Below are 25,477 nucleotides of genomic sequence, written 5' to 3' on the forward strand. Positions count from 1 at the left end.
AATTCACCCCGTCAAACGACCCAAAAAATAGAGTGACGACCTGCCGATGCGCAGGCCGTACTCAGAGGAATTCCGCACATGTTTGGAGCTTTCCGTCGGTACTTTTCCACCGACCTTGCGATCGACCTCGGCACCGCCAACACCCTGATATTTGCCCGTAACAAGGGCATCGTGCTGGACGAACCCTCGGTTGTCGCCATTCGCCACGAAGGTGGCCCCCACGGCAAGAAGGTGATCCAGGCCGTCGGCCGCGAGGCCAAGGCCATGCTGGGCAAGGTGCCCGGCAACATCGAGGCGATCCGCCCGATGAAGGACGGCGTCATTGCCGACTTCGTGATCACCGAGCAGATGATCAAGCAGTTCATCAAGATGGTGCACCCGCGCACGCTGCTCACGCCGAGCCCGCGCATCATCATCTGCGTGCCCTGCGGCTCCACCCAGGTCGAGCGCCGCGCCATCAAGGACGCGGCCGAAGCAGCAGGCGCCACCTCCGTCTACCTCATCGAAGAACCCATGGCCGCGGCCATCGGCGCGGGCCTGCCCGTCAGCGAAGCCTCGGGCTCGATGGTGGTGGACATCGGCGGCGGTACCACCGAAGTGGGCGTCATCAGCCTGGGCGGCATGGTCTACAAGGGCTCGGTGCGCGTCGGCGGCGACCGCTTCGACGAAGCCATCATCAACTACATCCGCCGCAACTACGGCATGCTGATCGGCGAGCCGACGGCCGAAGTCATCAAGAAGAACATCGGCTCGGCCTTCCCGGGCTCCGAAGTCAAGGAAATGGAAGTCAAGGGCCGCAACCTTTCCGAAGGCGTGCCGCGCAGCTTCACCATCAGCAGCAACGAAGTGCTGGAAGCCCTGACCGATCCGCTCAACAACATCGTCTCGGCCGTGAAGAACGCGCTGGAACAGACGCCGCCCGAGCTGGGCGCCGACATCGCCGAGCGCGGCATGATGCTGACCGGCGGCGGCGCGCTGCTGCGCGACCTCGACCGCCTGCTGGCCGAGGAAACCGGCCTGCCGGTGCTGGTGGCCGAAGACCCGCTGACCTGCGTGGTGCGCGGCTGCGGCATTGCGCTGGAGCGCATGGACCGTCTCGGCAGCATCTTCACGAGCGAGTAAAAGGCGAAAGCCATCATCGGCCGGCCTCTGCTTGCGCAGGCCGGCTTTTTGTTATTTGATTCCGCACCACCGCCGGGTCTGAATTCATGCCTCTGGGCACGCTCGATCGCACAGCGCCACCCCTGTTCAACCAGGGGCAGTCGGCGCTCAGCAAGCTGATCTTCTTCGGCGCGCTGTCCCTGTTCCTCATGGTGGCCGATGCGCGCTTTCACATCGTGCAGCCGATCCGCGCGGCCATCGGCGCGGTGCTCTACCCGGTGCAATGGGTGGCGCTGAAGCCGGTGCAGGCCGTGCTGGGGGGCGGGCGCTACCTCGAAGACCTGAAGACCGCGCAGCGCAACGAGGAAGACGCCCGCAAGGCGCTGATGATGCAGGCCGAACGCGCCGCCCAGGCCGACACGCTGCTGCAGGACAACGCCCGCCTGCGCGAGCTGCTCGAACTGCGCCAGACCACGGCCACGCCGGGCCGCGCGGCCGAGGTGCTCTACGACGCGGCCGACCCCTACACCCGCAAGATCGTCATCGACCAGGGCCTGACCCAGGGCGTGGCGCCCGGCTCGCCGGTGATCGACGCGCGCGGCGTGCTCGGCCAGGTCACGCAGGTGCTGCCCTTCACGAGCGAGGTCACGCTGGTGATCGACCGCGATCTTTCCATTCCCGTGCAGAACACCCGCACCGGCGTGCGCAGCGTGGCCTTCGGCGACGCCTCGGCCCACGGCGGCGGGCTGGAGCTGCGCTTCATGGCCGCCAATGCCGACCTGCAGGAGGGCGACCTGCTCTCCACCAGCGGCGTCGACGGCATCTACCCCGCCGGCCTGCCGGTGGCGAAGATCGAGCGCATCGAGCGGCGTGCCGACTCGGCCTTCGCCCGCATCTACTGCATGCCGCTGGCCCATGTGACGGCCGCGCGCTATGTGCTGGTGCTCGAGCCCACCGGCACGCCGGCCGCGCCGCCGCCTGCCGCGCCCGCCGCCGCCCAGCGCAAGCGGCCTGAAGGCAAGCCCGGCGCGGGCAAGAACGAAAAGAAGCCAGCGGGAGCGCGCCCATGATCAAGCGTCCAGGCCAGCAGCAGCTCCTGCTGCCCGTCAGCCCGCTCTTCATGTGGAGCAGCCTCGTGGTGGCGCTGCTCATCAACATGATCCCCATCGGCCGCGCGGTCTGGATGCCCGACCTGCTGGCGCTGGTGATCGTGTTCTGGGGCGTGCACCAGCCCGCGCGCGTGGGCATCGGCGCGGCCTTCGTGTTCGGCTTGTGCATGGACGTGCACCAGTCGTCGATGCTGGGCCAGCATGCGCTGTCCTACACCACGCTGGGCTTCTTCGCGATCACCATCCACCGGCGCCTGCTCTGGTATCCGGTGCTGTCGCAGGCGCTGCAGGTGCTGCCGCTCTTTGCGCTGTCGCAGCTGATCGAGGTCGTCACGCGGATGATCGGCGGCGGCGTGTTCCCGGGGTGGACCGTGCTGATCTCGCCCGCCATCGAGGCTGCGCTGTGGCCGCTGGTCACGGCGTTGTTGCTCGCGCCCCAGCGCCGCACCCCGGAACCGGACGAGAACCGCCCCCTCTAAGCCCTGCCTGCCGCATTTGCCAAAAGCAACTGCACGCGCCTAAGCTCCCACCGCCATGACCGAAATCCGCAACGTCGCCGCCGACCTCGCGCGCTTCAAGCGCCGCGTGATCGTCATTGGCCTGGCGGTGCTCTTCGCGTTCAGCCTGCTGTGCGCGCGGCTGGTGTACCTGCAGGTCACGCGCCACGAAGACCTGGCCGAGCAGGCCGAGAGCAATCGCACGGCCGTGGTGCCGGTGGTGCCCAACCGGGGCCTGATCCTCGACCGCAACGGCATCGTGCTGGCCTCGAACTATTCGGCCTACACGCTGGAGATCACGCCCTCGAAGGTGAACGACGTCGAGGAAACCATCGACAGCCTGACCCAGGTGCTCGAAGTCTCGCCGCGCGACCGCCGCCGCTTCAAGCGCCTGCGCGAAGACTCGCGCAGCTTCGACTCCATTCCGATCCGCACCCGCCTGAGCGACGAAGAGGTGGCGCGCTTCGCGGCCCAGCGCTACCGCTTCCCGGGCGTGGAAATCAAGGCGCGCCTGTTCCGCAACTACCCGCAGGGCGAGCTGGCCTCGCACGTGCTCGGCTACATCGGCCGCATCAACCAGCGCGAGAAGACCGCGATGGAAGACTGGGACGAAGAAGACCAGGCCAACTACAAGGGCACCGACTACATCGGCAAGCTCGGCATCGAGCAGAGCTACGAGAAGACGCTGCACGGCCAGACCGGCGTCGAGCAGATGGAAACCTCCGCGGGCGGCCGCGCCGTGCGTCGCCTGGCCAGCCACCCGGCCACGCCCGGCAACACCGTGATGCTGTCGCTCGACATCAAGCTGCAGAAGCTGGTGGAAGACATGTACGGCGACCGGCGCGGCGCGCTGGTGGCCATCGACCCCAAGACCGGCGAGGTGCTGGCCTTCGTGAGCAAGCCCACCTTCGACCCCAACCTGTTCGTCGAAGGCATCGACAACGAGAGCTGGGCGGCGCTGACCGAGTCCCTCGACAAGCCGCTCCTGAACCGCGCCCTGCGCGGCACCTACCCGCCCGGCTCCACCTACAAGCCCTTCATGGCAATGGCGGCCTTGCAAACCGGCAAGCGCGGACCCAACGTGGTGGTGAACGACCCCGGCTATTTCAACTTCGGCGGCCACCGCTTCGGCAGCCCCGAAGGCAACCTGGGCGGCGTCGACATGCGCCGCTCGATCCAGCTGTCGAGCAACATCTACTACTACTCGCTGGCCAACGAGATGGGCGTGGACCTGATCCACGACTTCATGAAGCCATTGGGCTTCGGCCAGATCACCGGCATCGACCTGGGTGGCGAGGTGCGCGGCGTGCTGCCCAGCACCGAGTGGAAGCGCAACACCTACAAGCGTCCCGAGCAAAAGAAGTGGTACGCGGGCGAGACCATCTCGCTGGGCATCGGGCAGGGCTACAACGCCTTCACGATGCTGCAGCTGGCACAGGCCACGGCTATCGTGGCCGACGGTGGCCTCAAGCACAAGCCGCACCTCGTGCTGGCCACGCGCAACACCGTCAGCGGGCAGGTGGTGCCGCTGCCACAGCCGCCGGCGGAAAACCTCGGCTTCTCGGCCGCCAACGTCGCGGTGGTCCGCGACGGCCTGACCAGCGTGGTCACTGCCGGCACGGCGCGCGGCGTGTTTGCGGGCGCAGCCTACCAGGCAGCCGGCAAGACGGGCACGGCGCAGGCGGTAACGCAGGCGCAGAACACCAAGTACAACGCGCGCGCCCTCGAAGAACACCAGCGCGACCACGCCCTCTTCATGGCCTTCGCGCCCGTGAACGACCCGAAGATCGCCGTGGCCGTGATCGTGGAAAACGCCGGCTGGGGCGCAGGCGCCGCAGCCCCCATCGCGCGCCGGGTGTTCGACTACTGGCTTGCGAACCAGTACCCGAGCGAGGCCGACCTGGCGGCCATCAAGACCGGCAAGGCGACCGCGCCGATCGGCAAGCCGCGCGTGGCAAGTGAAGTGGCGTGGCCGGCGCCCGTGGCGACGCCCGCCACCGCGCCCTGATACCCCTTCAGACCACCGTTCCGCTGACTTCGCCGAGGCCGATGCGCACGGCGCCCGCGCGCTCGCAGTAACCGCGAATGATCAGCGTGTCCCCGTCTTCCAGGAACGTGCGCTTCTCGCCATTCGGCAGCGTGATCGGCTGCTTGCCGCCCAGCGTCAGTTCCATCATCGAGCCGGCCTCGTCGGGCTTCGGGCCCGACAGCGTGCCCGAGCCCAGCAGGTCGCCGGGCTGCAGGTTGCAGCCGTTCACCGTGTGATGAGCGATGAGCTGTGCGGCCGTCCAGTAGGCGGCCTCGGTGGTGTTGCCGCGCGTGAGCAGCGCCGGTGCAACGCCCTCGGCGCGCATCTTCGCGGTCTGCAGCAGCACTTCGAGCGTGATGTCGAGCGCGCCGCTCTCGCGGTTCGATGCCGAGTCGAGATACGGCAGCGGCTGCGGGTCTTCCGCGGGCCGCTCGAACTTCGCGCGGAACGGCGCCAGCGCCTCCATCGTCACGATCCACGGCGACAGCGAGCTCGCGAAATTCTTCGAGAGGAAGGGGCCGAGCGGCTGGTACTCCCAGGCTTGCACGTCGCGCGCCGACCAGTCGTTGAGCAGCGTCACACCGAACAGGTGGTCTTCGGCTTCGCCGATGGCAATGGGTTCGCCCTGCGCGTTGCCGCGGCCTACCAGGAAGCCCAGCTCCAGCTCGTAGTCGAGCCGCTTCGAGGGGCCGAAGCTCGGCGATGCGGCGTCGGGCGCCTTGGTCTGGCCCTGCGGGCGCTTGAAGCTCTGACCGCTCACGACGATGGACGAGGCGCGGCCGTGATACCCGATGGGCACCCACTTGTAGTTGGGCAGCAGCGGCTGGTCGGGGCGGAACAGCTTGCCGACGGTGGTCGCGTGATGGATGCCCGTGTAGAAGTCGGTGTAGTCGCCGATGCGGCAGGGCACCGTCATCTCGGCCTTGGCCTGCGCCAGCAGCGCCTTCGACCACGCGGCCTGCTTGTCGCTGCCTTCGGCGAGGCCAGCGGAGATCGCGGCGCGCAGGGCCTGGCGGTCCTTGATGCTGGCGTTCATCAGCACGTTCATGTCGTCGGTGTCGACGAGGCCCGCTGCGCGCAGGTCGAGTACCTGGTCGCCGATGGCGACGCCGATGCGAAAGGCCTCGCTGCTGCCGGCCGTGCGGAAGCGGCCGAGGGGCAGGTTCTGGATCGGGAAGTCGGTGCCGGCTTCATTGGCCGAGGCGACCCAGCTGCGCAGCTTCGGGTCATGGGTGGCGTTCAGTGCGGTCATGGATGTCTTTCTGTGAATCGGTTCAGTCTGCGGTCATGCCGGCCTTTTTGGCCACATCGCCCAGGCGCTTGTATTCGGTCTCGGTCAGCGTGGTCAGCTCCTGCGCGGTCGAGCCGCGCGGCGAGAAGCCTGCCTGCGCCAGCTTGGCCTTCACGTCGGGCATGGCAAGCGCTTCGACGAAGGCCTCGTTCAGCGCCTTGACGATCGGCGCCGGCAGCTTCGCCGGGCCGTACACGCCGAACCATGGCTCCAGCGCGTAGCCCTTGAGACCGGCTTCGGCCATCGTCGGCACATCGGGCAGCGAAGGCGAGCGCGTAGGGCCCGCCACTGCCAGCGCGCGCAGCTTGCCGGCCTGTATGTGCGGCAGCGACGCCGGCAGGTTGTCGAACATCACGCCGATGTTGTTGCCCAGCATGTCGGTGATGGCCGGGCCGCTGCCCTTGTAGGCGACGTGCACGAGCTCGGTGCCGGTCATCTGCGCGAACATCACGCCGGCCAGGTTCATCGAGGTGCCGGCGCCCGCGGTGGCGTAGGGCAGGCCGGGGTTCTTCTTCGCGGCGGCAACGAGGTCGGGCACGGTCCTGATGGCCGAGGCGGCCGGCACTTCGAGTACGATGGTCGAGGTGCCCAGCAGGCTGATGGCCGTGAAATCCTTGCGTGGGTCGAAGGCCATCGACTTGTAGATGTGCGGGTTCAGCGCGTTCGTCGAGATGGCGCCGAAGCCGATGGTGTAGCCGTCGGGCGCGGCCTTGGCCACGGCGTCCATGCCGATGTTGCCGCCCGCGCCGCCGCGGTTGTCGATCAGCACCGGCTGGCCCAGCTTCTCCGACACCTTCTGGCCTACGGTGCGCGCCACCAGGTCGGTGGTGCCGCCCGGCGTGTAGGGCACGATGAAGCGGATGGGCTTCGTCGGAAAGTCGGCGGCCTGTGCGATGTGCACGAGGAAGGGCGCCGCCAGCAGCGCCACGGCCGCCGCCCGGCGGGTGAGGGTGAATGCGTTCTTCATGCCTTGAACTGGTCCTTCAGTCCCGCCCAGCAGTCCGCGTAGTCGATGTCCAGCGCAGGGCTCTTCAGCGCGAAGTCCGTCGGAATGAAGCGGTAGCGGCTCTCGAACATGAAGGCCAGCGTGTTGTCGAGCTTGTGCGGCTTGAGGTCGGCATTCGTGGCCTTGTCGAAGGCTTCCTCGTCCGGCCCGTGCGGCACCATGCAGTTGTGCAGGCTCGCGCCGCCGGGCTTGAAGCCGCCTGGCTTGGCGTCGTATTCGCCCAGCACCAGGCCCATGAACTCGCTCATCAGGTTGCGGTGGAACCATGGCGGGCGGAATGTGTTCTCCATCACCATCCAGCGCGGCGGGAAGATCACGAAGTCGCAATTGGCCGTGCCGGGCGTGTCGCTGGGCGAAGTCAGCACGGTGAAGATCGACGGATCGGGATGGTCGAAGCTGATCGAGCCGATCACCATGAAATGCGCCGTGTCGTACTTCACCGGCGCGAGGTTGCCGTGCCAGGCGACCACGTTGAAAGGCGACTGCTTCATCGGCGCCTGCCAGAAGCGGCCGCCGAACTTCTTGACGATTTCGTAGGCGCCTTCTTCCGATTCGAAAGCCGCCACGGGCGCCTGGAAGTCGCGCGCGTTGGCCAGGCCGTTCGAGCCGATCGGGCCGAGCTCGGGCAGGCGGAAGTGCGCGCCGTAGTTCTCGCACACGTAGCCGCGCGAGAGCCCGTCGGGCAACGCCACCTTGAAGGCCATGCCGCGCGGCAACACCGCGATTTCGCCGGGCTTCACGTCGAGCACGCCCAGTTCGGTCGTGATGACGAGGCGGCCCTGCTGCGGCACCAGCAACATCTCGCCGTCGGCGTTGACGAAGGCGCGGCGCTCCATCGAGCGGCCCGCGAGGTACATCAGCGAGCCGATGCCGACCTGCGACTCGGCATCGCCGTTGGCCGCGATGGTGCGCATGCCGTCGACGAAGTCGTTGTCGGCCGCGCCGTCCAGCGGCTGCGGATGCCAGCGCAGGGGCTCAGGCGGCAGGGAGATCTCACGGTCGGCGCCGGTCGTCCAGTGCGCCTGCGCGTAGGGCTGGTAGCGGCCCGAGACCACCGAGGGCTGGCGACGGTACAGCCAGGTGCGGCGGTTCTCGTGGCGCGGCGCGGTGAAGGCGGTGCCGGAGATCAGCTCGGTGTACAGGTCGAAGGGCCCGCGCTGCGGGTTGTTGCGGCCCTGGGGCAGGGCGCCGGGCACCGCCTCGGAGGCGTGTTCGTTGCCGAAGCCGCTCTGGTAGCGCCGTTCGGAGGCTGGGGTTGCTGGGGTCATGGGCTTCTCTTTCGAAAGTCGCAATGAGGAGGTCGGGATGCGTGCAGCCTAGCCGGCACGCGCCGCCTCGAAGGCTTCGCGCAGCACGGCGAGCGAGCCGACGTGGTTGGCCAGCACGAGCACGAGGCGCGCATTGAAGGCATGGCTTTCCTCGGTGGAAAGCCCTTGATGCGCCTCGATGAGCGCTTCGTAGAAGTCGTCGGGAGCTTCGAGGTTCGGTTCGGTGGTCAGGTGCTGTTGCTGCTGCATGGTGTTCACGCCTTTGCCAGTGCGCGGCCGATGGCTGCGCGGATGTTTGCCGCCGTGGGTCGTCTCCAGCGCGCGCAAACGTGCTGGTCGGGCCGCAGCAGGTAGACGGTGCCGGGCTGCGCGTCGTAGCGCTGGGTGGCGAGTGCGACGTCGGCGCCGCCGCCTTCCACGTGCACCACGTGCAGCGGAAAGTCGCTCGCCTTCAGCGCCTGCAGGCTCCGCTCGGCCGTCTCACCCTGGCCGAACACGAGTGCGGTGAACTGCGAGACATGGCACTCGCGCAGCAGCCAGCCGGTGCTGCCATCGGCGCGCACGACAGGCGCATCGGCCGCCGCGGCGCCCGGCACCATCACACCGGCGAAGGCGTCGGCATCGGCCGTGTTGAGCGGCGAATCGCGCAGCACCGTGGCCACCGATAGCCGCCCGCTGTTGACCAGCGTGCGCGCAAAGGCGTGGCGCTTGGTCAGCTCCAGCACCGCGTCGCGGAAGAGGCGGCTCACCTCGCTCTTGGGCGTGATGAAGTCGGTCGCGCGCGTGGAATTGCGGATGTTCTCGTCGGCCGCGAACTCGCGTTCGCTGGCGTAGCTGTCGAGCAGCGCATCGGGCGCGTCGCCCCGCACTACCGCCGCGAGCTTCCATGCGAGGTTGTCCGCGTCCTGCACACCCGAGTTGGCGCCGCGTGCGCCGAAGGGCGACACGCCGTGCGCCGAGTCGCCCGCGAACAGCACGCGGCCGTGGCGGAAGTGCTCCATGCGCTGGCAGGCGAAGGTGTAGACGCTGGCCCAGCCGATCTGGAACTGCACGCCTTCGAAGCCGATGCTGTCGAGCAGCGCACGCACGCGCGGCGTGATGTTCTCGGGCTTGCGTTCTTCCACCGGGTCGGCGTCCCATCCGAGCTGGAAGTCCACGCGCCACATGCCGTCGGCCTGCTTGTGCAGCAGCACGCTCTGGCCGGGGTGGAACGAAGGGTCGAACCAGAAGCGCCGCTCGGTGGGCAGGTGTGCATCCATCGTGATGTCGGCAATCAGGAAGCGGTCGCGAAACACGCGGCCTTTTGCTTCCTGGCCCAGCAGCTGGCGCAGGTTGGAGCGCGAGCCGTCGCAGGCGGCAACGTAGTCCGCGTGCAACCGGTAGTCGCCCTCGGGCGTCTCCACGGTCAGCACCGCGCCGTCGTCGCGTTGCTCGATGCCCGTGACCTTGCTGTTCCAGCGCAGGTCGATCAGCGGCAGCGTGGCCGCGCGCTCGACGAGGTAGCCCTCGACGTAGTACTGCTGCAGGTTGATGAAGGCCGGGCGCTCGTGGCCGGGCTCGGGCAGCAGGTCGAAGCGGTAGACCTGCTCGTCGTGGAAGAACACCTTGCCCACGTTCCACGACACGCCCTTGTCGACCATGCGGTCGCCGCAGCCGAGGCGATCGAAGATCTCCAGCGTGCGCTTGGCGAAGCAGATCGCGCGCGAGCCGCTTGAGAGGGTGTTGTCGTTGTCGAGCAGCACCACGGGCACCTGCCGCAGCGCAAGGTCGATGGCCAGCGCGAGGCCGACCGGGCCGGCGCCGACGATCACCACCGGGTGGCGGGCGGGCGTGGCCGAGTCCTGGTCAGCGTGGCGGCGATAGTCGAAGCGCAGGCTTTGATAGTCGATCACGTGTTGTCTCCGTGTCTTCTTCTGTCGTCTCGCGCAATCAGCCTTCCAGTGCCTTCCACATCTCGATGTCGCGCTCGGCCGTCCACACGCGCGGGTCGGCATGGCCCGAAGCCTCGTCGTAGGCGCGGCTCACGTCGAAGGGCATGCAGTGGTCGAAGATCACCCACTGGCTGTACTTGGGCTTGAGCTTCTCGTAGGTGTCCTTGTAGACCGCGTTCAGGTCGCGCCCGGCCTTCACGCCCTCTTGCACGCTGGCGTACACGTCGGAGATGAAGTTGCGCGTGCCGGTCAGGCCCTCGGCCACTTCGGCCGGCGTGGTCAGCGCGGCGCCGCGGCCCGGCACCAGCGCGGCGGGCTTCAGGGCGGCGATGTTGTCCAGCGTCTGCGGCCAGTCCTTGAAGTAGGCGTCGCCCGCATACGGCGTGGCACCGAACTCGACCAGGTCGCCCGACAGCAGCGTCTTCTCGCCCGGCAGCCAGACGACGGTGTCGCCCTTGGTGTGGCCGCGGCCGAGCTGGATCAGCTGCACTTCAAGCTTGCCGAGCCACAGCGTCATCTTGCCGGTGAAGGTCATGGTGGGCCAGGTCAAACCCGGCGGCACCGTCTCGACGTTCTGGAACAGGCGCGGGAAGCGGCCGATTTCGCTGGCCTTGTCCTGCTCGCCGCGCTCGACGATCAGGTCGCGCGTGTCCTGGCTGGCCAGGATGTGTTCGGCACCGTAGCCCGCCGCGCCCAGCACGCGCACCGCGTGGTAGTGCGTGAGCACCACGTACTTGATGGGCTTGTCGGTCACTTCGCGGATGCGGCGCACCACGTCGGCCGCCATGGCGGGGGTGGCCTGGGTGTCGGCCACCAGCACGCAGTCGTCGCCGATGACGATGCCGGTGTTGGGGTCGCCCTCGGCGGTGTAGGCCCAGGCATGTTCGGAGATCTGGCTGAAGGTGATCTTCTTTTCTTCCATGTCGGCCTGGCTGGCGAATTTCTTGGCTTGGCTCATCGGTTGTCTCCGTCTGTGGGGTGGGGGTGGGTGAGTTTCGGGATTTGGGATTCGTCTAATCTGAACGAATTCGCGGTGAACGAATTTTCCGCAGTGTAAGCCGCTGATCAGTTAATGTCTAATCCCTTCTTCATGAACGAACGACCAGAAGGTGAGGCCGGCCATGGCAGCCAGTGACACCGACCGCGCCCAGCGCGGCATCCAGAGCATCGAAGTCGGCGGCCAGCTGCTGCGCGCGCTGGTGCACCACGGCCGGCCCATGGCGCTGAAAGACCTGGCGCGGGAAGCCGACATGACGGCCGCCAAGGCGCACCCGTACATGGTCAGCTTCGGGCGCCTGGGCCTGATCGAGCAGGACCGTGCCAGCGGCCACTATCTGCTCGGCCCGCTCGCCTTGCAACTGGGGCTCATCAGCCTGCAGCAGGCCGACCCGGTGCACATCGCCACCCCGCTGATCGCCCAGCTGGCCCAGCAGACCGGCCACACCGTGGCGCTGGCCGTGTGGGGCGCGCGCGGCGCGACCATCGTGCGCACGGCCGAATCGCCCTCGCCGGTGCACGTGAACATGCGGCACGGCACGGTGTTCTCGCTGACCAACACGGCCTCGGGCCGTGTGTTCGCAGCCTTCCTCGATGTCGACGCGGTGCGCCAGCTGCTCGAGGACGAGCGCCAGCGCCAGAAGCAGCGCAAGGGCTCCGAGCCCGTTCCGGCCGGCATGCCGCCGGTGCAGCCGCTGCCCTCGTGGAGCGACTTCGAGCGCCAACTGCAGGAAGTGCGCGCGCACGGCATCAGCCGCTCCGACGGCGAGGTCATCGAAGGCGTGAGCGCCATGGCGGCGCCCGTCTTCGACCACACTGGCGCCATCGTGTTGGCCGTGACCGCCATCGGCCCGGCCGGCATCTTCAATACCGCGTGGGACGGCGAGATTTCCCGCGCGCTCAAGGCCTGCGCGGACACCGTGTCGCAGCGCCTGGGCGCCACCGCCAACCCGCCTGCCGCGAATCCCCCCAGACCAGAGCGATGACGCCAGTCACACCAGACATCTCTTCTTCTCCTCTCCACGCGGCCATCGAGCTGCTGCGCAACGCCCGGCGCATCGTCGTCTTCTCCGGCGCCGGCCTGTCGCGCGCCTCGGGCATCCCGACCTACCGCGACGCCGACGGCCTGTGGAAGAACCAGAACGCGCTGCAGTTCTCGCATGCCGAAGACCTTCAGCGCGACCCTTCGGGCTTCACGAAATTCTGGGCGCAGCGCCTGTCGCTGATCGAATCGGCGCAGCCCAACCCGGGCCACACCGCGCTGGCGCTGCTGCAAAGGCTGCGCCCTGCCACCCGGCTGGTCACGCAGAACGTCGACGGCTTGCTGACCCAGGCGGGCGGGCTAGACGTGCTCGAACTTCACGGCTCATTGCGCCGCTGGCGTTGCGACCGCTGTGGCAACCGCAGCGGCCCATGGCCCTTTCACCGCTGCCTGCGCTGCGGCTCGCACGCGCGGCCCGACGTGGTGATGTTCGGCGAGATGCTGAACGAAGGCGTGCTGCTCGATGCGCAGGTGGCCGCGCAGGAATGCGATCTGTTCATGGTGGTCGGCAGCACGACCATCGTCTACCCGGCGGCCGAGCTGCCGCAGACCGCGCTGGCGCATGGCGCGCGGCTCATCGCGCTCAACCTGGAGCCGCTGCCGCACCTGGACGAGGCCGCGACCGTGGTGCTGCGCGGCGCCTCGGAAGACCTGCTGCCACAGCTGCTGGCAGCCTTGCCAGGCCTCAGGGGCTGAGGGCGATCAGCCCTTCTTGCCGCCCAGCAGCACCAGCGCTCCGCCCACCACGATCACGGCCACGCTGGCCCAGGTGGGGAAGTTGACCGTCTGCTTCTCCTTCATCGAGAACTCCAGCGGGCCGAGCTTGGCCTCGTGGGTTTCCTTGGTGAAGCTGAAGCTGCCGAGGCCCAGGGCGGCGATGCCGGCCACGATCAGCAGGATGCCGACGATGCGTGTTGCGTTCATGGGGTCGATCCTCCGTCCGTTGAATGGCTGCTATTGCCGGGGCTGCTGCGGCGTTTGCTGCTGCAGCTGGTCCACCCATTGCACCACCTCGGCCATCGCGGCATCGCTGGCCGAGATCAGCGCCTTCACACCGCCGGGTGCGTCGGCGCTGGAAGCAGGGCGGCGCACGGTGAAAGTGCGCTGGCCGAGCACGCGGTCGCCGGCGGGCGCGCTGCGGACCAGCGTGGCGCGCAGGCGCACCAGGCCCACGCTGGCGCTGGCCGAATCGAAGTAGTGGCTGAACTCGTCGAGCGAGATGCGCAGCGTGTCGGGCGTCTCGCCCCGGCTGCGCGAGATGGTGGCGCTTTCTTCGGGGCCGAGCACGGTGCGGCGCTCCGACAGCGTGTCGCGCAGCCGTTGGCGCAGCAGCTGCGCGGGCGGCAGGCTCCAGCGCGACTGGCCGTAGGGGCGCAGCTCGTTGGCGTCGGCGTACCCCAGCCGGTAGAGGATCTGCGTGCCGTCCAGGCGGGAGTTGCTGTCGAACTCGGCCAGCGCCAGCGTGGGAAGGGTGGCCGCGGCAGGCGCAGCGGCAGCAGCAGGCGCCGTCAGGCCGGGGCCGAAGTCGTACAGCGTGGTGCGTGCGGGCTTGTCCGGCAGCGCACCGCAGCCTGCGACCAGCAGCGCGGCGCCGAGCGCGATGCCGGCCGGGTTCATCAAGGAGCGAATGGCGTTCTTCATGGTGGACGGTCCTCCCTGGATGCTGCTCAGGGCCGCGTCGCAGCGGGCGCGCTGAACCCCGGCTCGCCCGGGCCCGCGACTGCGCCGCCGTTGCCGAACAGCAGCGATTGCGGGTTGTCGTTGATGTTGTCCGCCGCGCGGCCCAGCCGGCGCACGGCGTGCGAGGTGTCGTCGGCCACGCGGTTCACGCGCGGCAGCGTCGCCGCGTTGAACGAATCGACCGCCTGCGCCAGCGCCTTGGTGCCGTCGCTCAGCCGCTCGACCGGGCCGTCGGGTGCGTTCAGCCGGCCCACGGTGGTGTTGAAGTTGGTGGCCACGCGCGAGACGTCGCCGGCCGCCTTCTTCACCGAGGCCAGCGTGTCGGGCAGCTTCGTCAGTGCGGGATTCAGTCCGGTCTTCACCGTGTTGTCGAGCGTCTTGAGCAGCGTGTTGGCGCTGGACGAGGCGGCCGCGATGTTCTCCAGCGCTTCGGCCGCGCGCTTCTGGTTGGGGTCGCTCAGCAGCTGGTTGGCGCGCTTCGTCACTTCCTCGACCTGGTTGATGATGGCCTCGCCGCGGTCCTGCAGCTGCGCCAGCATCGATGGCTTGAGCGGAATGCGCGGCGGGTTGTCGTCGTCCGGCTTCAGCGACACCGTCGACTCGCCCTTGTCGTCCAGCGCGATGAAGGCCAGGCCGGTCACGCCCTGGTAGCTCAGCGTGGCAAAGCTGGAAGTGGTGAGCGGCACGCGCTCGTCGACCGTGATGCGCACGCGCACATTGCCTTTCACCTTGGGGTCGAAGTCGATCGACGCCACCTTGCCCACCGCGATGCCGCGGTAGCGCACCATGGCCTGCGGCTGCAGGCCGCTGACGGCGTCGCGCGTGGACAGCTCGTAGATGTTGCGCACGGTGTTGTCGCGCGTGAACCAGATCACCAGCCCGACGAGCGCGGCGATCAGGCCGAGCACGAAGGCGCCGGCGGCGAGGGCGTGGGCCTTGTTTTCCATGGTGGCTACCTACCTTTCAGCGGCCCGCCTCGGCGGCGGGCTGCGACGGAGATTGTTCGGCGGGCTTGTCGTGCAGAGCCTCCAGGGCGCGCTGGCCGCGCCCGCCGAGAAAGTATTCGTGGATGAAGGGATGCGGGTACGCGATGACTTCGCGCGCCGCGCCGGTGACGATCACCTTCTGGTCGGCCAGCACCGCGATGCGGGTGCTCAGGTCGAACAGCGTGTCCAGGTCGTGCGTGACCATCACCACCGTGAGGCCCAGCTCGCGGTGCAGGCCGCGCAGCAGGTCGCAGAAACTGTCGGACGCCTCGGGGTCGAGGCCGGCCGTGGGCTCGTCGAGCAGCAGCAGCGGCGGGTCCATGATGAGCGCGCGCGCCAGCGCCACGCGCTTGATCATGCCGCCCGAGAGGTCTGATGGACTCTTGTTCGCATGCTGCGGGCCCAGGCCCACCATCTGCAGCTTCACCAGCGCCGCGTGGCGGATCAGCTCGTCGGGCAGCAGCTTCAGCTCGCGCAGCGGAAAGGCGATGTTCTCCAGCACGCTGAAGGCCGAGAACAACGCGCCGTGCTGGAACAGCATGCCCACGTTGGCCGCGCCCGATGCGCTGAGTTCGCCAGGCTCCTGGCCCAGCACCTCGACGTGGCCGCGCGTGGGTTTCTCGAGCCCGAGGATCTGGCGCAACAGCACCGTCTTGCCGGTGCCCGAGCCGCCGACCAGCGACAGCACCTCGCCACGGTCGATGTGCAGCTGCAGGTCGCGGTGCACCACCTGCTCGCCGTCGGGACTCTGGAACACCGTCCACAGGCCGCGGATGTCCACCACGGTGGTGTAGGTGTCGGAGCGTACGGGCATGCTCATGGTGTCAGGCCCTGAATCCGATGCCCTTGAAGAGCACGGCGAAGAGCGCGTCTACAAGGATCACCGCGGTGATCGACGTGACGACCGACTGCGTGGTGCCTCGCCCGAGGCTCTCGGTGTTGGGCTTGACCTTCATGCCGAAGTAGCAGCCGATCAGCGCAATCAGAATGCCGAACACCGCCGACTTGGCCAGCGCCAGCCAGAGGTTTGAAATCGGCACCGCGCGCGGCAGCGCCGAAAGAAAGTAGGCGGGCGAAATATTGAGCGCCGCATCGGCCGCCAGCATGCCGCCCGCGAGCGCCGCCATCGAAGTCCAGAGGCTGATCAGCGGCATTGCGATGGCCAGCGCCAGCACGCGCGGCATCACGAGGCGAAAGCCGTGCGGGATGCCCATCACGCGCATTGCGTCGAGTTCTTCCGTTACCCGCATCACGCCGATCTGCGCAGTGATGGCCGAGCCCGATCGCCCGGCGATCAGCACGGCTGCCAGCACCGGCCCCAGTTCGCGGATCAGCGAGAGCCCGAGGATGTTCACCACGAAAGTCTCGGCGCCGTACTGCCGCAATTGCTGCGAGATCAGGTAGGCCAGCACCACGCCGATCAGCAGCCCGACCAGCGCCGTGATGTGCAGCGCCGTGGCGCCGAACTGATACAGGTGCCCCGAGAAATCGCGCCACGGCCCGCGGTGCGGCGCACGGATCAACCGGCCCACGTCGAGCGCCAGCTGGCCGATCAGGCTCGTGAAGTCGCGCACCACGTACATCGCGCGCGGCCCGTTGTGCGAGAACGCGCGGATGCGGTCGCTCAGCGAGGGCGGGGGCTCGTCCGGCGTGGCGACGGTGTACTGCGCCACCTGGTCGAGCACGGCCTTGTGCTGCGGCAACATTTCGAGCGTGGCCGGCCACTGGTGGCGCCAGTGTTCCCACAGCAACTGCGCGCCGATGTGGTCGAGTTGCCCGATGGGGCGCAGGTCCCACGCGCGGTCGTCGGCGGGCGGGGCGGTTTCCAGGCTTTTGGCCAGCGCCTGCCATGCCGGCTTGGACGACATCGCCAGCGTGGTCCAGCAGCCGCTGGCCACCGTCCACTGGCGGCCTTCCTGTTCCCGCTGCTCGACGCGAGGCCACGCGCTGTCGGCGGCGGAGGCGTCGGCAGTCGATGTGGCAGGGGACATAGGGCGGGTGAGCGGGAAAGTTAACAAAGGCGGGGGTGGAAGCGCGCATCGTAACCGGGTGCATCCAGTGTGAAGGTGCTCCAGACCCCTCGTTTGCGTAGGGCACAACGCCGTTTCTTCGGGTTTTCTTCAGGGCAGGTGCGATCACGCTGAAAAGCCCTCGGACAGGGCTTCACGCAACCACCCCACAAAGGCCGTCACAGCCTGCGGCACATGCGTGGCGTAGGGTCGTATTGCATACAGCCGCTCGCCGAAAGCACCCACCGAGCGCCACTGCGGCAGCACCTGTTGCAGCTTGCCCGACTGCAGCGCCGCCTGCGCGCTGAAATCGGGCACCAGCGCAATGCCAAGCCCGCTCAGGGCCGCGTCGCGCAGTGCCTCGCTGTTGTTCGCGACCAGCGGCCCCGAGACCGGCACCGTGATGCGCGGCGCCGAGGCCTTTGCCTCGAAGTGCCAGGTCGGCGTTTCCTGCGCGCGCGGGTAGTGCAGGCAGTCGTGCTCCGCCAGCGCCTGCGGCTCGCGCGGCGTGCCGCGGCGGCGCAGGTAGGCACGGCTGGCCACCAGCACCGAGCGGGTTTCGCACAGCGTCCAGGCCACGTGCGTGTCGGGCGGCGCGGCCGTGTGGCGGATGGCCAGGTCGAAGCCCTCCATCGCCAGCGAGCTGAGCCGGTCCGACAGATCGAGCTCGAGGCGCACTTCGGGCTGCACGCGCAGGAAGTCGGCCAGCCGCGGCACCAGCTGTTGGCGCGCGAATGCCACCGGCGCCGTTACCCGCACCAACCCGCGCGGCACCCCCGCGAGATCGCGCACGCCCGCGAAGCTGTGGGCAATCTGCTCGAAGGGGCCGCGCATGTCTTCCACCAGCCGCTGGCCGGCCTCGGTGAGCCGCACGCTGCGCGTGGTGCGCTGCACCAACGGCGCGCCGGCCGCGCGCTCCAGCTCGGCGATGCGCTGGCTCATGGCCGCCTTGCTCACACCCAGGCGCAGCGCCGCCGCCGTGAAGCTGCCCTGTTGCGCCAGCACCGTGAGCCAGTGCAGGTGCGTCCAGAGCGACTCGATATTTTGGGGTTTCATGGTTCTATTGTTCGCTATTCTGAACAATAAGTTCAGTCTTCGTGACTAGGCGCGGAACAAGGTGCTGCCTAAACTGATTGCACTCCTCCGCCAGTAAAGCCTTCTCAAAGCCCTCCCCATGCCCACCTCCATCGACCACTTCATCGCAGGCAAGCCTGCCGCCAACACCTCCGGCCGCACGCAGGACGTGACCAACCCCGCCACCGGCGCCGTCACCGGCAAGGTCGGCCTGGCCGACACCGCGCAGGTCTCCGCAGCCGTCGCCGCCGCGCAGGCCGCCTTCCCGGCCTGGGCCGACACCCCACCCATCCGCCGCGCGCGCGTCATGTTCAAGTTCCTGCAGCTGCTCAACGAGCACAAGGACGAACTGGCCCACCTCATCACCGCCGAGCACGGCAAGGTCTTCACCGACGCGCAGGGCGAAGTCAGCCGCGGCATCGACATCGTCGAATTCGCCTGCGGCATTCCGCAACTGCTCAAGGGCGACTTCACCGACCAGGTGAGCACCGGCATCGACAACTGGACGCTGCGCCAGCCGCTCGGCGTGGTCGCCGGCATCACGCCCTTCAACTTCCCGGTGATGGTGCCGATGTGGATGTTCCCGGTGGCCATTGCCGCGGGCAACACCTTCGTGCTCAAGCCCAGCCCGACCGACCCGAGCGCCTCGCTGCGCATGGCGGAGCTGCTGACGGAAGCCGGCCTGCCCGACGGCGTGTTCAACGTCGTGCAGGGCGACAAGGCTGCCGTCGACGCGCTGCTCGAACATCCGGACGTCAAGGCCATCAGCTTCGTCGGCTCCACGCCCATCGCCAACTACATCTACGAAACCGGCGCACGCCACGGCAAGCGCGTGCAGGCCCTGGGCGGCGCGAAGAACCACATGGTGGTGCTGCCCGACGCCGACATCGACCAGACGGTCGACGCCCTCATCGGCGCGGGCTACGGCTCTGCCGGCGAACGTTGCATGGCCATCAGCGTGGCGGTGCTGGTCGGCGACGTGGCCGACAAGATCATTCCCAAGCTCATCGAACGCACAAAGACGCTGAAGGTGCTCAACGGCACCAATCTCGCCGCCGAGATGGGCCCGATCGTCACGCGCGCCGCGCACGAGCGCATCACCGGCTACATCGACCTGGGTGAGAAGGAAGGCGCGAAGCTGCTGGTCGACGGCCGCAACTTCAATGGCAGCACCGCTGGCGAAGGCTGCGGCGACGGTTTCTGGATGGGCGGCACGCTGTTCGACAACGTCACGCCCGAGATGCGCATCTACAAGGAAGAAATCTTCGGTCCGGTGCTCAGCTGCGTGCGCGTGGCCAACTTCAAGGACGCAGTCGACCTCGTCAACGCGCATGAGTTCGGCAACGGCGTGAGCTGCTTCACCCGCGACGGCAACGTGGCGCGCGAATTCAGCCGCCGCATCCAGGTCGGCATGGTCGGCATCAACGTGCCGATCCCGGTGCCCATGGCCTGGCACGGCTTCGGCGGCTGGAAGCGCTCGCTGTTCGGCGACATGCATGCCTACGGCGAAGAGGGCGTGCGCTTCTATACCAAGCAGAAGTCGGTGATGCAGCGCTGGCCCGAGAGCATCGGCAAGGGCGCCGAGTTCGTGATGCCGACTGCCAAGTAAAAGCAGGCCCCCCGGCCACCGTCGCCGGGGTCTCTCCGATCCTTCGGGTTCTGAAACGTTTCTTCCGTAGAGTTCGCCATGACCGCCTAGAAACCCGGACGCATCCCGCGTCCAGCATCAGAAGACCAGAGAGGACCGAGGAGACATGGCTGCGAACAACAACACGAGGACTTTCCGAAACCCGGCTTCGGCCGGCGGCGCGCTCTGGCGGCTGCTGGCCCTGGCCGTGGCGCTCGTCGCGGCGCCGACGCTGCACGCTGCCGGCGTGCTCAGCGTGAGCCCGCAAGGCGAAGCGCGCGACGTGCGGCAGGTGTCGATCCGCTTCGACGCCGACATGGTGCCGCTGGGCCAGAGCGAAGGCGCCGAGCCCGCGAACGTGCAGTGCTCGCCGCAGACACCGGCAGGGCGCGCGCGCTGGATCGGTCCGCGCGCCTGGGCCTTTGAGTTCGAGAAGGATGTGCGTGGTGGGACGCGATGCAATGTCGTGTTCAAGGCTGGGCTGAAGACGCTGGCGGGCGAGGCGGTGACCACGCTGCCGGCTGCGAGCTTCGTGGCCGGCCCCCATGGTTTCTCTACTTCCTTTCCGGCCGAGGGCTCGCAGGTTGCGCCCGACCAGGTCTTCCTGCTGCGCCATTACGACCCCCAGCCCGTGGGTGATCCGCAGACGCTGGCGGCCGGCTTCACCTGCGAGCTGCGCGACGGCGACAAGGTGCAGAGCCAGCCGGCGGAGCTGGTCACCGGGGCCGCCCTGGCCTCGGCGCTGCGCGCAGCCCAGTCGGGTACCTATGCCTTGGCACTGCGCTGTGTGCAGCCGCTGCCCGAAGGCGTGCAATTGCGCTTGCGCCAGGCGCCCGTGGGCGGTGCCGAGCCGAAGCTCTTCAACTACACCACTCGTCCGCGCTTCACCGCGCGTGTCGAGTGCACGGTGCTCGACTACCCCCAGGGACAGAAGGCCTGCGACCCGCGACGGCCGGTCGAACTGACTTTCTCCGCCGGCATCGGCCTCATGGGGTCCGGCGGCATTCGCCTGACCGACGCGTCGGGCGCCGACCTGTCTTTCGATGCCGTCGACACATGGCGTCGTGACGAGGTCCGGCAGTTGCGCGTGATGCCGCCCAAGGGCAGCTTCGGCGAGGGAACCCGCTTCACTGCGCGCCTGCCCGAAGACTTCCGCGACGTGCTCGGCCGGCCGCTGGTCAACGCGTCGGAGTTTCCCAAGACAGTCGAATTCGCTCGCCTGCCGCCATATCTGGGTGTGGCCAACTCTCTCGCCGTCATGCCGTGGCAAGCCGGCAAGTCCGACGCAGTGGCGGCCTTTGCCGTGCGCCGCGTCGAGAAGTCGGTGCCGCTGCGGCAATGGCGGCTCGGCGGCGAGATGGGCGTGGGCATCGAGGCCTACGCCATCGAACTGCTGCAGAGCCAGCAGGCCGGCCAGTGGCCCACCGAAGAGCTGAACGCCAAGGCAGGGGCACCGCGCATATCGACGCTGGCCACGCAAGGCGATGCAATGGAATTCGTCGGCGTGCCGCTCGCCGCGCCCGGCTTGCACGTGGTGCGCGCCGACAGCGCCGCCTTCACGCAATACATCGACACACGCCCGCTTGGTCCGAACGAAACCCGGGATGCCTCGCCACGCCAGCGCTATGCGGTGGTGCAGGCCACCAACCTCAACCCCGGCGCGAGCTTCGGCAATGCAGGTGCTTCGGTGATCTGGGTCACCGCGTTCGACAGCGCCAAGCCGGTGGCGGGCGCCGACGTGGCCGTGTACTCGTGCAACCGCGAACTGCTCTGGCGCGGCAAGACCGACGCGCAGGGCCTGGCCCGGCCGGACGAGGCCTTGCGTGGCAAGCTGGCGTGCAGCAACAACACCCGCGCCGTGACGCCACGCTACGGTGGCGGCGGCAACAACGGCCCTTGGGTGGTGGTGCGCGCGGGCGACGACATGGCGCTGATGCAGGTCTTCGCAGGGTGGAACGGCTTTCCCGTAGGTCGCGATGCGCAGAACTTCCGCGCCCACACCGTGCTCGACCGCACGCTGTTCAAGGCAGGCGAGACCGTCAGCATGCAGCACGTCGTGCGGCTGCTTGAAAGCCGCGGCTTCGCGCTGCCGCCGGCAGGCACGCTCGATATCGAGATTCGCTACAGCTGGAGCGACAAGGTGAGCACGTCCAGTGTGCCGCTCAGCCCCGACGGGAGCGCCACCAGCCAATGGACGATCCCGTTCGACGCCAAGCTCGGCAACTACACCGTGTTGGTGTTGCAGGGCGGCCGGCAGCTGGCCAGTGCGCAGTTCCAGGTCGAGGAGTTCCGCACGCCGGTGTTCGACAGCGAACTGCGCACCAAGGCGCTGTGGGAGCGCGACGCTCAACTCGCGGTGGTCGATGCGCGGCTGAGCTACTTCGCCGGCGGCGCCGCGGCCGGGCTGCCGGTGACCGTGCAGCAGGGCTGGGCGCGCCAGGTGCAAGGTCCGCAGCCCGGCTACGCGTTCTACGACGAAACGCTCGATGCCGTGCCTGCCATGCCGCCGTCCATTCCACCGCAGGCCACGAAGCTCGATGCCGCTGGCAGGACGCAACTGCGGCTCAAGGCGCCATCGCTGGAACGGCCGATGCTGCTGCAGACCGAGCTGAAGTTCCAGGACCCCAACGGCGAAACCCAGACCGTCGGCGCCAGCACCATGCTGTGGCCCGACCGCATGAAGCTCGGCCTGCGCGTGCGGGCGAAAGACCGGGATCGGCCGCAGGCCATCGAAGGCATTGCACTCGACGACCAGAACCGGCCGGTGGCCGACGAACCCGTGAGCGTGCGTGTCAAGCCGGTGCAGCGGAACTGGAACAACGGACAGACGCGAATCACCGACCTCGGCCCCGAGGTGGATGTGTGCAGCACCCGCACCGACGCGCAAGGGCGGTGGGCCTGCGAGTGGCAGTTACCCGCCGCGGTGTCGGGCCAGCAGGTGCCCGAGCAATGGCTGTTCAGCGCGAGCGCCAGCAGCCTGAAGCACAGCCGCGCCGTCGTGCGCACCGACATGCTGCAGTACCGCTGGACACTGGGCTGGCAGGAGGCGCTGGCCCGTTCAGCGCTGCAGCTGGAGAACGGACCGGCCTTCGGCCCTGGCGAGACCGCCATCGTGATCGCGCGTCCCGAGCGTCTGCCGGCGAACCTGCTGCTCACCGTGGAACGCGAAGGTGTGATGGCAGCCAGCGTGCATGCGATCACCGCGATGGCGCAGCGCATCGAACTGCCGCTGACTGCGCAACATGCGCCCAACGTGCATCTGGCGGCGCGCTATGTGTATCCGCTGCAGGACGCAGGCAAGGACGCACCGCTGGCGAGCGTACAGCGCGCGGAGGTGCCGGTGCGTCCCGACGCGTGGACGCTTTCCGTCGGTTTGCGTCCCGAGGCTGCAACGGCGCGGCCGCGCACGCAGCTGCCGATGGAAATCGCGGTGCGCGATGTCGCCGGCCAGCCCATGGGTGGCGCGCGCGTGACGCTGGTCGCGGTGGACCAGGCCCTGCTGGCGCTCAAGCCCAATGGCACCTGGGCGCTGGCCCGGGCGATGCTCGCAGCGCGCGGCAACTCGGTCACCAGCACGGCGCTCGATGCCCGCCTGTTGCGCCGGGTCGAGCTCGGTCTGCAGCCGCAGCACCGGCCGGACGATGAGGCCGCGCGCGGCTTGTTCGGCGCCGTACCGGGCGCTCCGGCCCCGGTCGCGGCCGCCGCGATGCGCGCCTCGAAGCCGGACGCGCCGGACGAACCGCCCCCGCGCACTGACCTCTCCTCGCTCATCCTCTGGCGCACCGACCTGCGCACAGACGCCCAAGGCATCGCCCGCGCCACGGTGCCGCTCAACGACGCGCTCACCCAGTTCCGCATCGTCGCCATCGCCAGTGCGGGCGAGGCGCAGTTCGGCCAGGGCGAAACCACCATCACCAGCACGCAGCCGCTGCAGATCTTCAGCGGCCTGCCCGAGCTGCTGCGCGCGGACGATGCCATCGTGCAGAAGCTCAGCCTGCGCAACACCGGCGCGTCGCCGCTCGCTGTGGTGCTCAAGGCCGAGGCCGTCGTCGAGCCCAATGGCGAATGGTCCGGCGCACGCGATGTGGTGCCCGCCGATGCATTGGCCGCGCGCGGCCTGAAGATCGAGCGCCGCGTGCAGCTTGCGGCCGGCCAGACGCAGGAAGTGCTGTGGCCTGTGGCCGTGCCCGGTGGTGCCGGCACGCTGCGCTGGCGCATCAGTGCGCAGGGCGGCGAAGAGAGCGACGCGCTGGAGATCACGCAGCGCGTGGTGCCAGCACTGACCGCCACGGTGCGCCAGTCGACGCTGCTGTCGGTGGCCGACGCGGGCGCGGTGCCCGTTGTGCAGCCGCGCGATGCCGTGCCGCTCACAGGGGGCGTGCGCGTGGCGCTGCAGTCCAGCCTCGTGGATGCGGCGCTGGCCGAATCCACGCGCTGGATGGCGCAGTACCCGTACAGCTGCCTCGAGCAGCAGAGCTCGCGCTACGTGTCGCTCGACGACCGCGCGAGCTGGGACAAGCTGATGGCCCAGCTGCCCAAGTACATCGACGGCAAGGGGCTGGCACGCTACTTCCCCGAATCCTCGCTGTCCGGCAGCGAGATGCTCACCGTGCAGCTGCTCGACCTCGCCCACGCCAAGAGCTGGCCTGTGCCCGAAGTCCCACGCCGCCAGATGCTCGAGGCGCTTGATGCCCTGCTTCAAGGCCGCCTGGCCGCGCAAGACTGGGCGCCGCGCAATTACCTGGAGCCGCAGCAGCTCGCCGCGCAGGCAACGCTGGTGGAGCATGGCCGCGCGAAGATCGTGGTCAAGCCCAAGGCGCTCGACGCGCTTTCGGCCCAGTCGCTGGTCGACTGGTCGCGCGCGCTCATGGCGATGCCCGCCGATGCCGAGCGCGATGCTGCGCTGAAGGAAGCCGGCGCGCAGCTGCGCAGCCGCTTCGACGTGCAGGGCACGCGCCTGCGCTGGCGCGATGAATCGTCGCTGCACTGGTGGTGGTTCATGTGGAGCGGCGACAGCACCGCCGCGCGCATGGCCCTGCTCGCGCAGCAATGGGCCGAGACCGACGCAAGCTGGAAGGCCGATGCGCCGCTCATCACGCAAGGGCTGGTCGGCCGCCAGAGCGCCGGCCGCTGGAGCACCACCACCGGCAATGCCTGGAGCACGGTCGCGCTGCGCCGCTTCCAGCAGCAGTTCGAAGCCGGCCCGGTCGATGGCGTGACGCGTGCCACGCTGGGCCGCGCCACGCGCGATGCGGCGTGGACCGATGCCAAGGCTCCGAGTGTGCTGCTGCCCTGGCCAGCCCAAGGCGCCCAGGGCACGCTGCAGTTGCGCCACGAAGGCAGCGGCAAGCCATGGGCCACCATCAGCACGCTGGCAGCAGTGCGCAACACGCAGCCCGTCGCCAACGGTCTCGTGGTACGCCGCAGCGTCGCGCCGGTCGAGCAGAAGCGCAAAGGCCAGTGGTCGGTGGGCGACGTCTACCGGGTGCGGCTGGACCTCGAATCGACCGCCGAGCAGACCTGGGTGGTGGTGCGCGACGCCGTGCCCTCGGGCGCGAGCCAGCTCGGCCGCGGCCTGGGCCGCGAGAGCAATCTCGCGCAGCGCGGCGAGACCAGCGAGGGCTGGGCCTGGCCCAGCTACATCGAACGCGCCACCGACAGTTACCGTGCGTACTTCCGCTACGTGCCGCGCGGCAACTGGCGCGTGGAATACACCGTGCGGCTGAACAACGCGGGCGACTTCAAGCTGCCCCCGGTGCGCGTGGAGGCCATGTACGCGCCCGAAGTTTTCGGCGAGGGCACCGCCCAGACCATGACCGTGAAACCCTGAG

The 25,477-nt window shown here is 68.6% G+C and carries 20 protein-coding genes; 8 read left to right on the forward strand and 12 right to left on the reverse strand.

Translation table 11 applies throughout. The features are described from left to right. Positions 1-78: 78 nt before the first annotated feature. The 4 genes from ACN9MV_RS01780 (at position 79) to mrdA (ending at position 4,715) form a co-directional block, all read left to right on the forward strand. On the forward strand, positions 79-1,122 hold the full coding sequence (locus ACN9MV_RS01780) for a rod shape-determining protein (RefSeq protein WP_007833435.1): 1,044 nt from the start codon (positions 79-81) through the stop codon (positions 1,120-1,122). Positions 1,123-1,208: 86 nt separating this feature from the next. After that, positions 1,209-2,171, forward strand: a complete 963-nt coding sequence (gene mreC, locus ACN9MV_RS01785) for a rod shape-determining protein MreC (protein ID WP_426391126.1) — start codon at positions 1,209-1,211, stop codon at positions 2,169-2,171. Further along, on the forward strand, positions 2,168-2,689 hold the full coding sequence (mreD, locus tag ACN9MV_RS01790; protein WP_093053544.1) for a rod shape-determining protein MreD: 522 nt from the start codon (positions 2,168-2,170) through the stop codon (positions 2,687-2,689). Before mreC ends, mreD begins: the two co-directional genes overlap by 4 nt. Before the next feature lie 55 nt (positions 2,690-2,744). Further along, positions 2,745-4,715, forward strand: a complete 1,971-nt coding sequence (mrdA, locus tag ACN9MV_RS01795) for a penicillin-binding protein 2 (RefSeq protein WP_093053547.1) — start codon at positions 2,745-2,747, stop codon at positions 4,713-4,715. 7 nt (positions 4,716-4,722) lie between these two features. Here the strand turns inward: mrdA and fahA are convergent, their stop codons facing one another. Genes fahA through ACN9MV_RS01825 form a run of 6 tightly spaced genes read right to left on the reverse strand, consistent with a single transcriptional unit; the run spans position 4,723 to position 11,190 of the window. Further along, the gene (gene fahA / locus ACN9MV_RS01800; protein WP_093053551.1) at positions 4,723-5,988 is read right to left on the reverse strand and encodes a fumarylacetoacetase; all 1,266 of its coding nucleotides are present in this window, start codon (positions 5,986-5,988) and stop codon (positions 4,723-4,725) included. A 22-nt stretch (positions 5,989-6,010) separates the two neighbouring features. Beyond that, positions 6,011-6,994, reverse strand: a complete 984-nt coding sequence (locus ACN9MV_RS01805) for a Bug family tripartite tricarboxylate transporter substrate binding protein (protein WP_426391127.1) — start codon at positions 6,992-6,994, stop codon at positions 6,011-6,013. Then, positions 6,991-8,301 carry a homogentisate 1,2-dioxygenase gene (gene hmgA, locus ACN9MV_RS01810; protein WP_426391128.1) on the reverse strand — a complete coding sequence of 437 codons (1,311 nt, stop codon included), beginning with the start codon at positions 8,299-8,301 and terminating at the stop codon, positions 6,991-6,993. Before hmgA ends, ACN9MV_RS01805 begins: the two co-directional genes overlap by 4 nt. 48 nt (positions 8,302-8,349) lie before the next feature. Beyond that, positions 8,350-8,550, reverse strand: a complete 201-nt coding sequence (locus ACN9MV_RS01815; protein WP_426391129.1) for a DUF2783 domain-containing protein — start codon at positions 8,548-8,550, stop codon at positions 8,350-8,352. Between the two features lie 5 nt (positions 8,551-8,555). Next, complete coding sequence (locus tag ACN9MV_RS01820; RefSeq protein ID WP_426391130.1) at positions 8,556-10,193, reverse strand: FAD-dependent oxidoreductase; 1,638 nt, start codon at positions 10,191-10,193, stop codon at positions 8,556-8,558. A 37-nt stretch (positions 10,194-10,230) separates the two neighbouring features. Continuing rightward, complete coding sequence (locus tag ACN9MV_RS01825) at positions 10,231-11,190, reverse strand: MBL fold metallo-hydrolase (RefSeq protein WP_093053563.1); 960 nt, start codon at positions 11,188-11,190, stop codon at positions 10,231-10,233. Positions 11,191-11,353: 163 nt separating this feature from the next. Here ACN9MV_RS01825 and ACN9MV_RS01830 point away from each other — a divergent pair, with 163 nt between their 5' ends. Both ACN9MV_RS01830 and ACN9MV_RS01835 read left to right on the forward strand, forming a co-directional pair. Beyond that, positions 11,354-12,214: an IclR family transcriptional regulator gene (locus ACN9MV_RS01830; RefSeq protein WP_426391131.1), complete on the forward strand. Its 861-nt coding sequence runs from the start codon at positions 11,354-11,356 to the stop codon at positions 12,212-12,214. After that, positions 12,211-12,966: an SIR2 family NAD-dependent protein deacylase gene (locus ACN9MV_RS01835; RefSeq protein WP_426391132.1), complete on the forward strand. Its 756-nt coding sequence runs from the start codon at positions 12,211-12,213 to the stop codon at positions 12,964-12,966. Before ACN9MV_RS01830 ends, ACN9MV_RS01835 begins: the two co-directional genes overlap by 4 nt. A 6-nt stretch (positions 12,967-12,972) precedes the next feature. Here ACN9MV_RS01835 and ACN9MV_RS01840 read toward each other — a convergent pair whose 3' ends face one another. From ACN9MV_RS01840 to ACN9MV_RS01865, 6 genes are all read right to left on the reverse strand, one after another. Further along, positions 12,973-13,194 (reverse strand): hypothetical protein, encoded by a 222-nt coding sequence (locus ACN9MV_RS01840; RefSeq protein WP_093053572.1) that lies wholly within the window; start codon positions 13,192-13,194, stop codon positions 12,973-12,975. Positions 13,195-13,224: 30 nt separating this feature from the next. After that, entirely contained in the window at positions 13,225-13,911 is a 687-nt protein-coding gene (locus ACN9MV_RS01845; protein ID WP_093076770.1) for an ABC-type transport auxiliary lipoprotein family protein, read from the reverse strand. Between the two features lie 26 nt (positions 13,912-13,937). Continuing rightward, on the reverse strand, positions 13,938-14,897 hold the full coding sequence (locus ACN9MV_RS01850) for an MlaD family protein (protein ID WP_093053578.1): 960 nt from the start codon (positions 14,895-14,897) through the stop codon (positions 13,938-13,940). A gap of 16 nt (positions 14,898-14,913) precedes the next feature. Beyond that, positions 14,914-15,756: an ABC transporter ATP-binding protein gene (locus ACN9MV_RS01855; protein ID WP_093053581.1), complete on the reverse strand. Its 843-nt coding sequence runs from the start codon at positions 15,754-15,756 to the stop codon at positions 14,914-14,916. A gap of 4 nt (positions 15,757-15,760) precedes the next feature. Next, positions 15,761-16,927 (reverse strand): MlaE family ABC transporter permease, encoded by a 1,167-nt coding sequence (locus ACN9MV_RS01860; protein ID WP_093053583.1) that lies wholly within the window; start codon positions 16,925-16,927, stop codon positions 15,761-15,763. 144 nt (positions 16,928-17,071) lie between these two features. Next, the gene (locus tag ACN9MV_RS01865) at positions 17,072-18,001 is read right to left on the reverse strand and encodes a LysR family transcriptional regulator (protein WP_093053586.1); all 930 of its coding nucleotides are present in this window, start codon (positions 17,999-18,001) and stop codon (positions 17,072-17,074) included. A 118-nt stretch (positions 18,002-18,119) separates the two neighbouring features. Between ACN9MV_RS01865 and ACN9MV_RS01870 the strand changes: the two genes are divergently transcribed. Further along, positions 18,120-19,628 carry a CoA-acylating methylmalonate-semialdehyde dehydrogenase gene (locus ACN9MV_RS01870; RefSeq protein WP_093053588.1) on the forward strand — a complete coding sequence of 503 codons (1,509 nt, stop codon included), beginning with the start codon at positions 18,120-18,122 and terminating at the stop codon, positions 19,626-19,628. A 145-nt stretch (positions 19,629-19,773) separates the two neighbouring features. Next, complete coding sequence (locus ACN9MV_RS01875) at positions 19,774-25,476, forward strand: MG2 domain-containing protein (RefSeq protein ID WP_426391133.1); 5,703 nt, start codon at positions 19,774-19,776, stop codon at positions 25,474-25,476. Position 25,477 lies beyond the last annotated feature (1 nt).

Source organism: Variovorax sp. R-27, assembly GCF_049913215.1.
Classification (GTDB): Bacteria; Pseudomonadota; Gammaproteobacteria; order Burkholderiales; family Burkholderiaceae_C; genus Variovorax.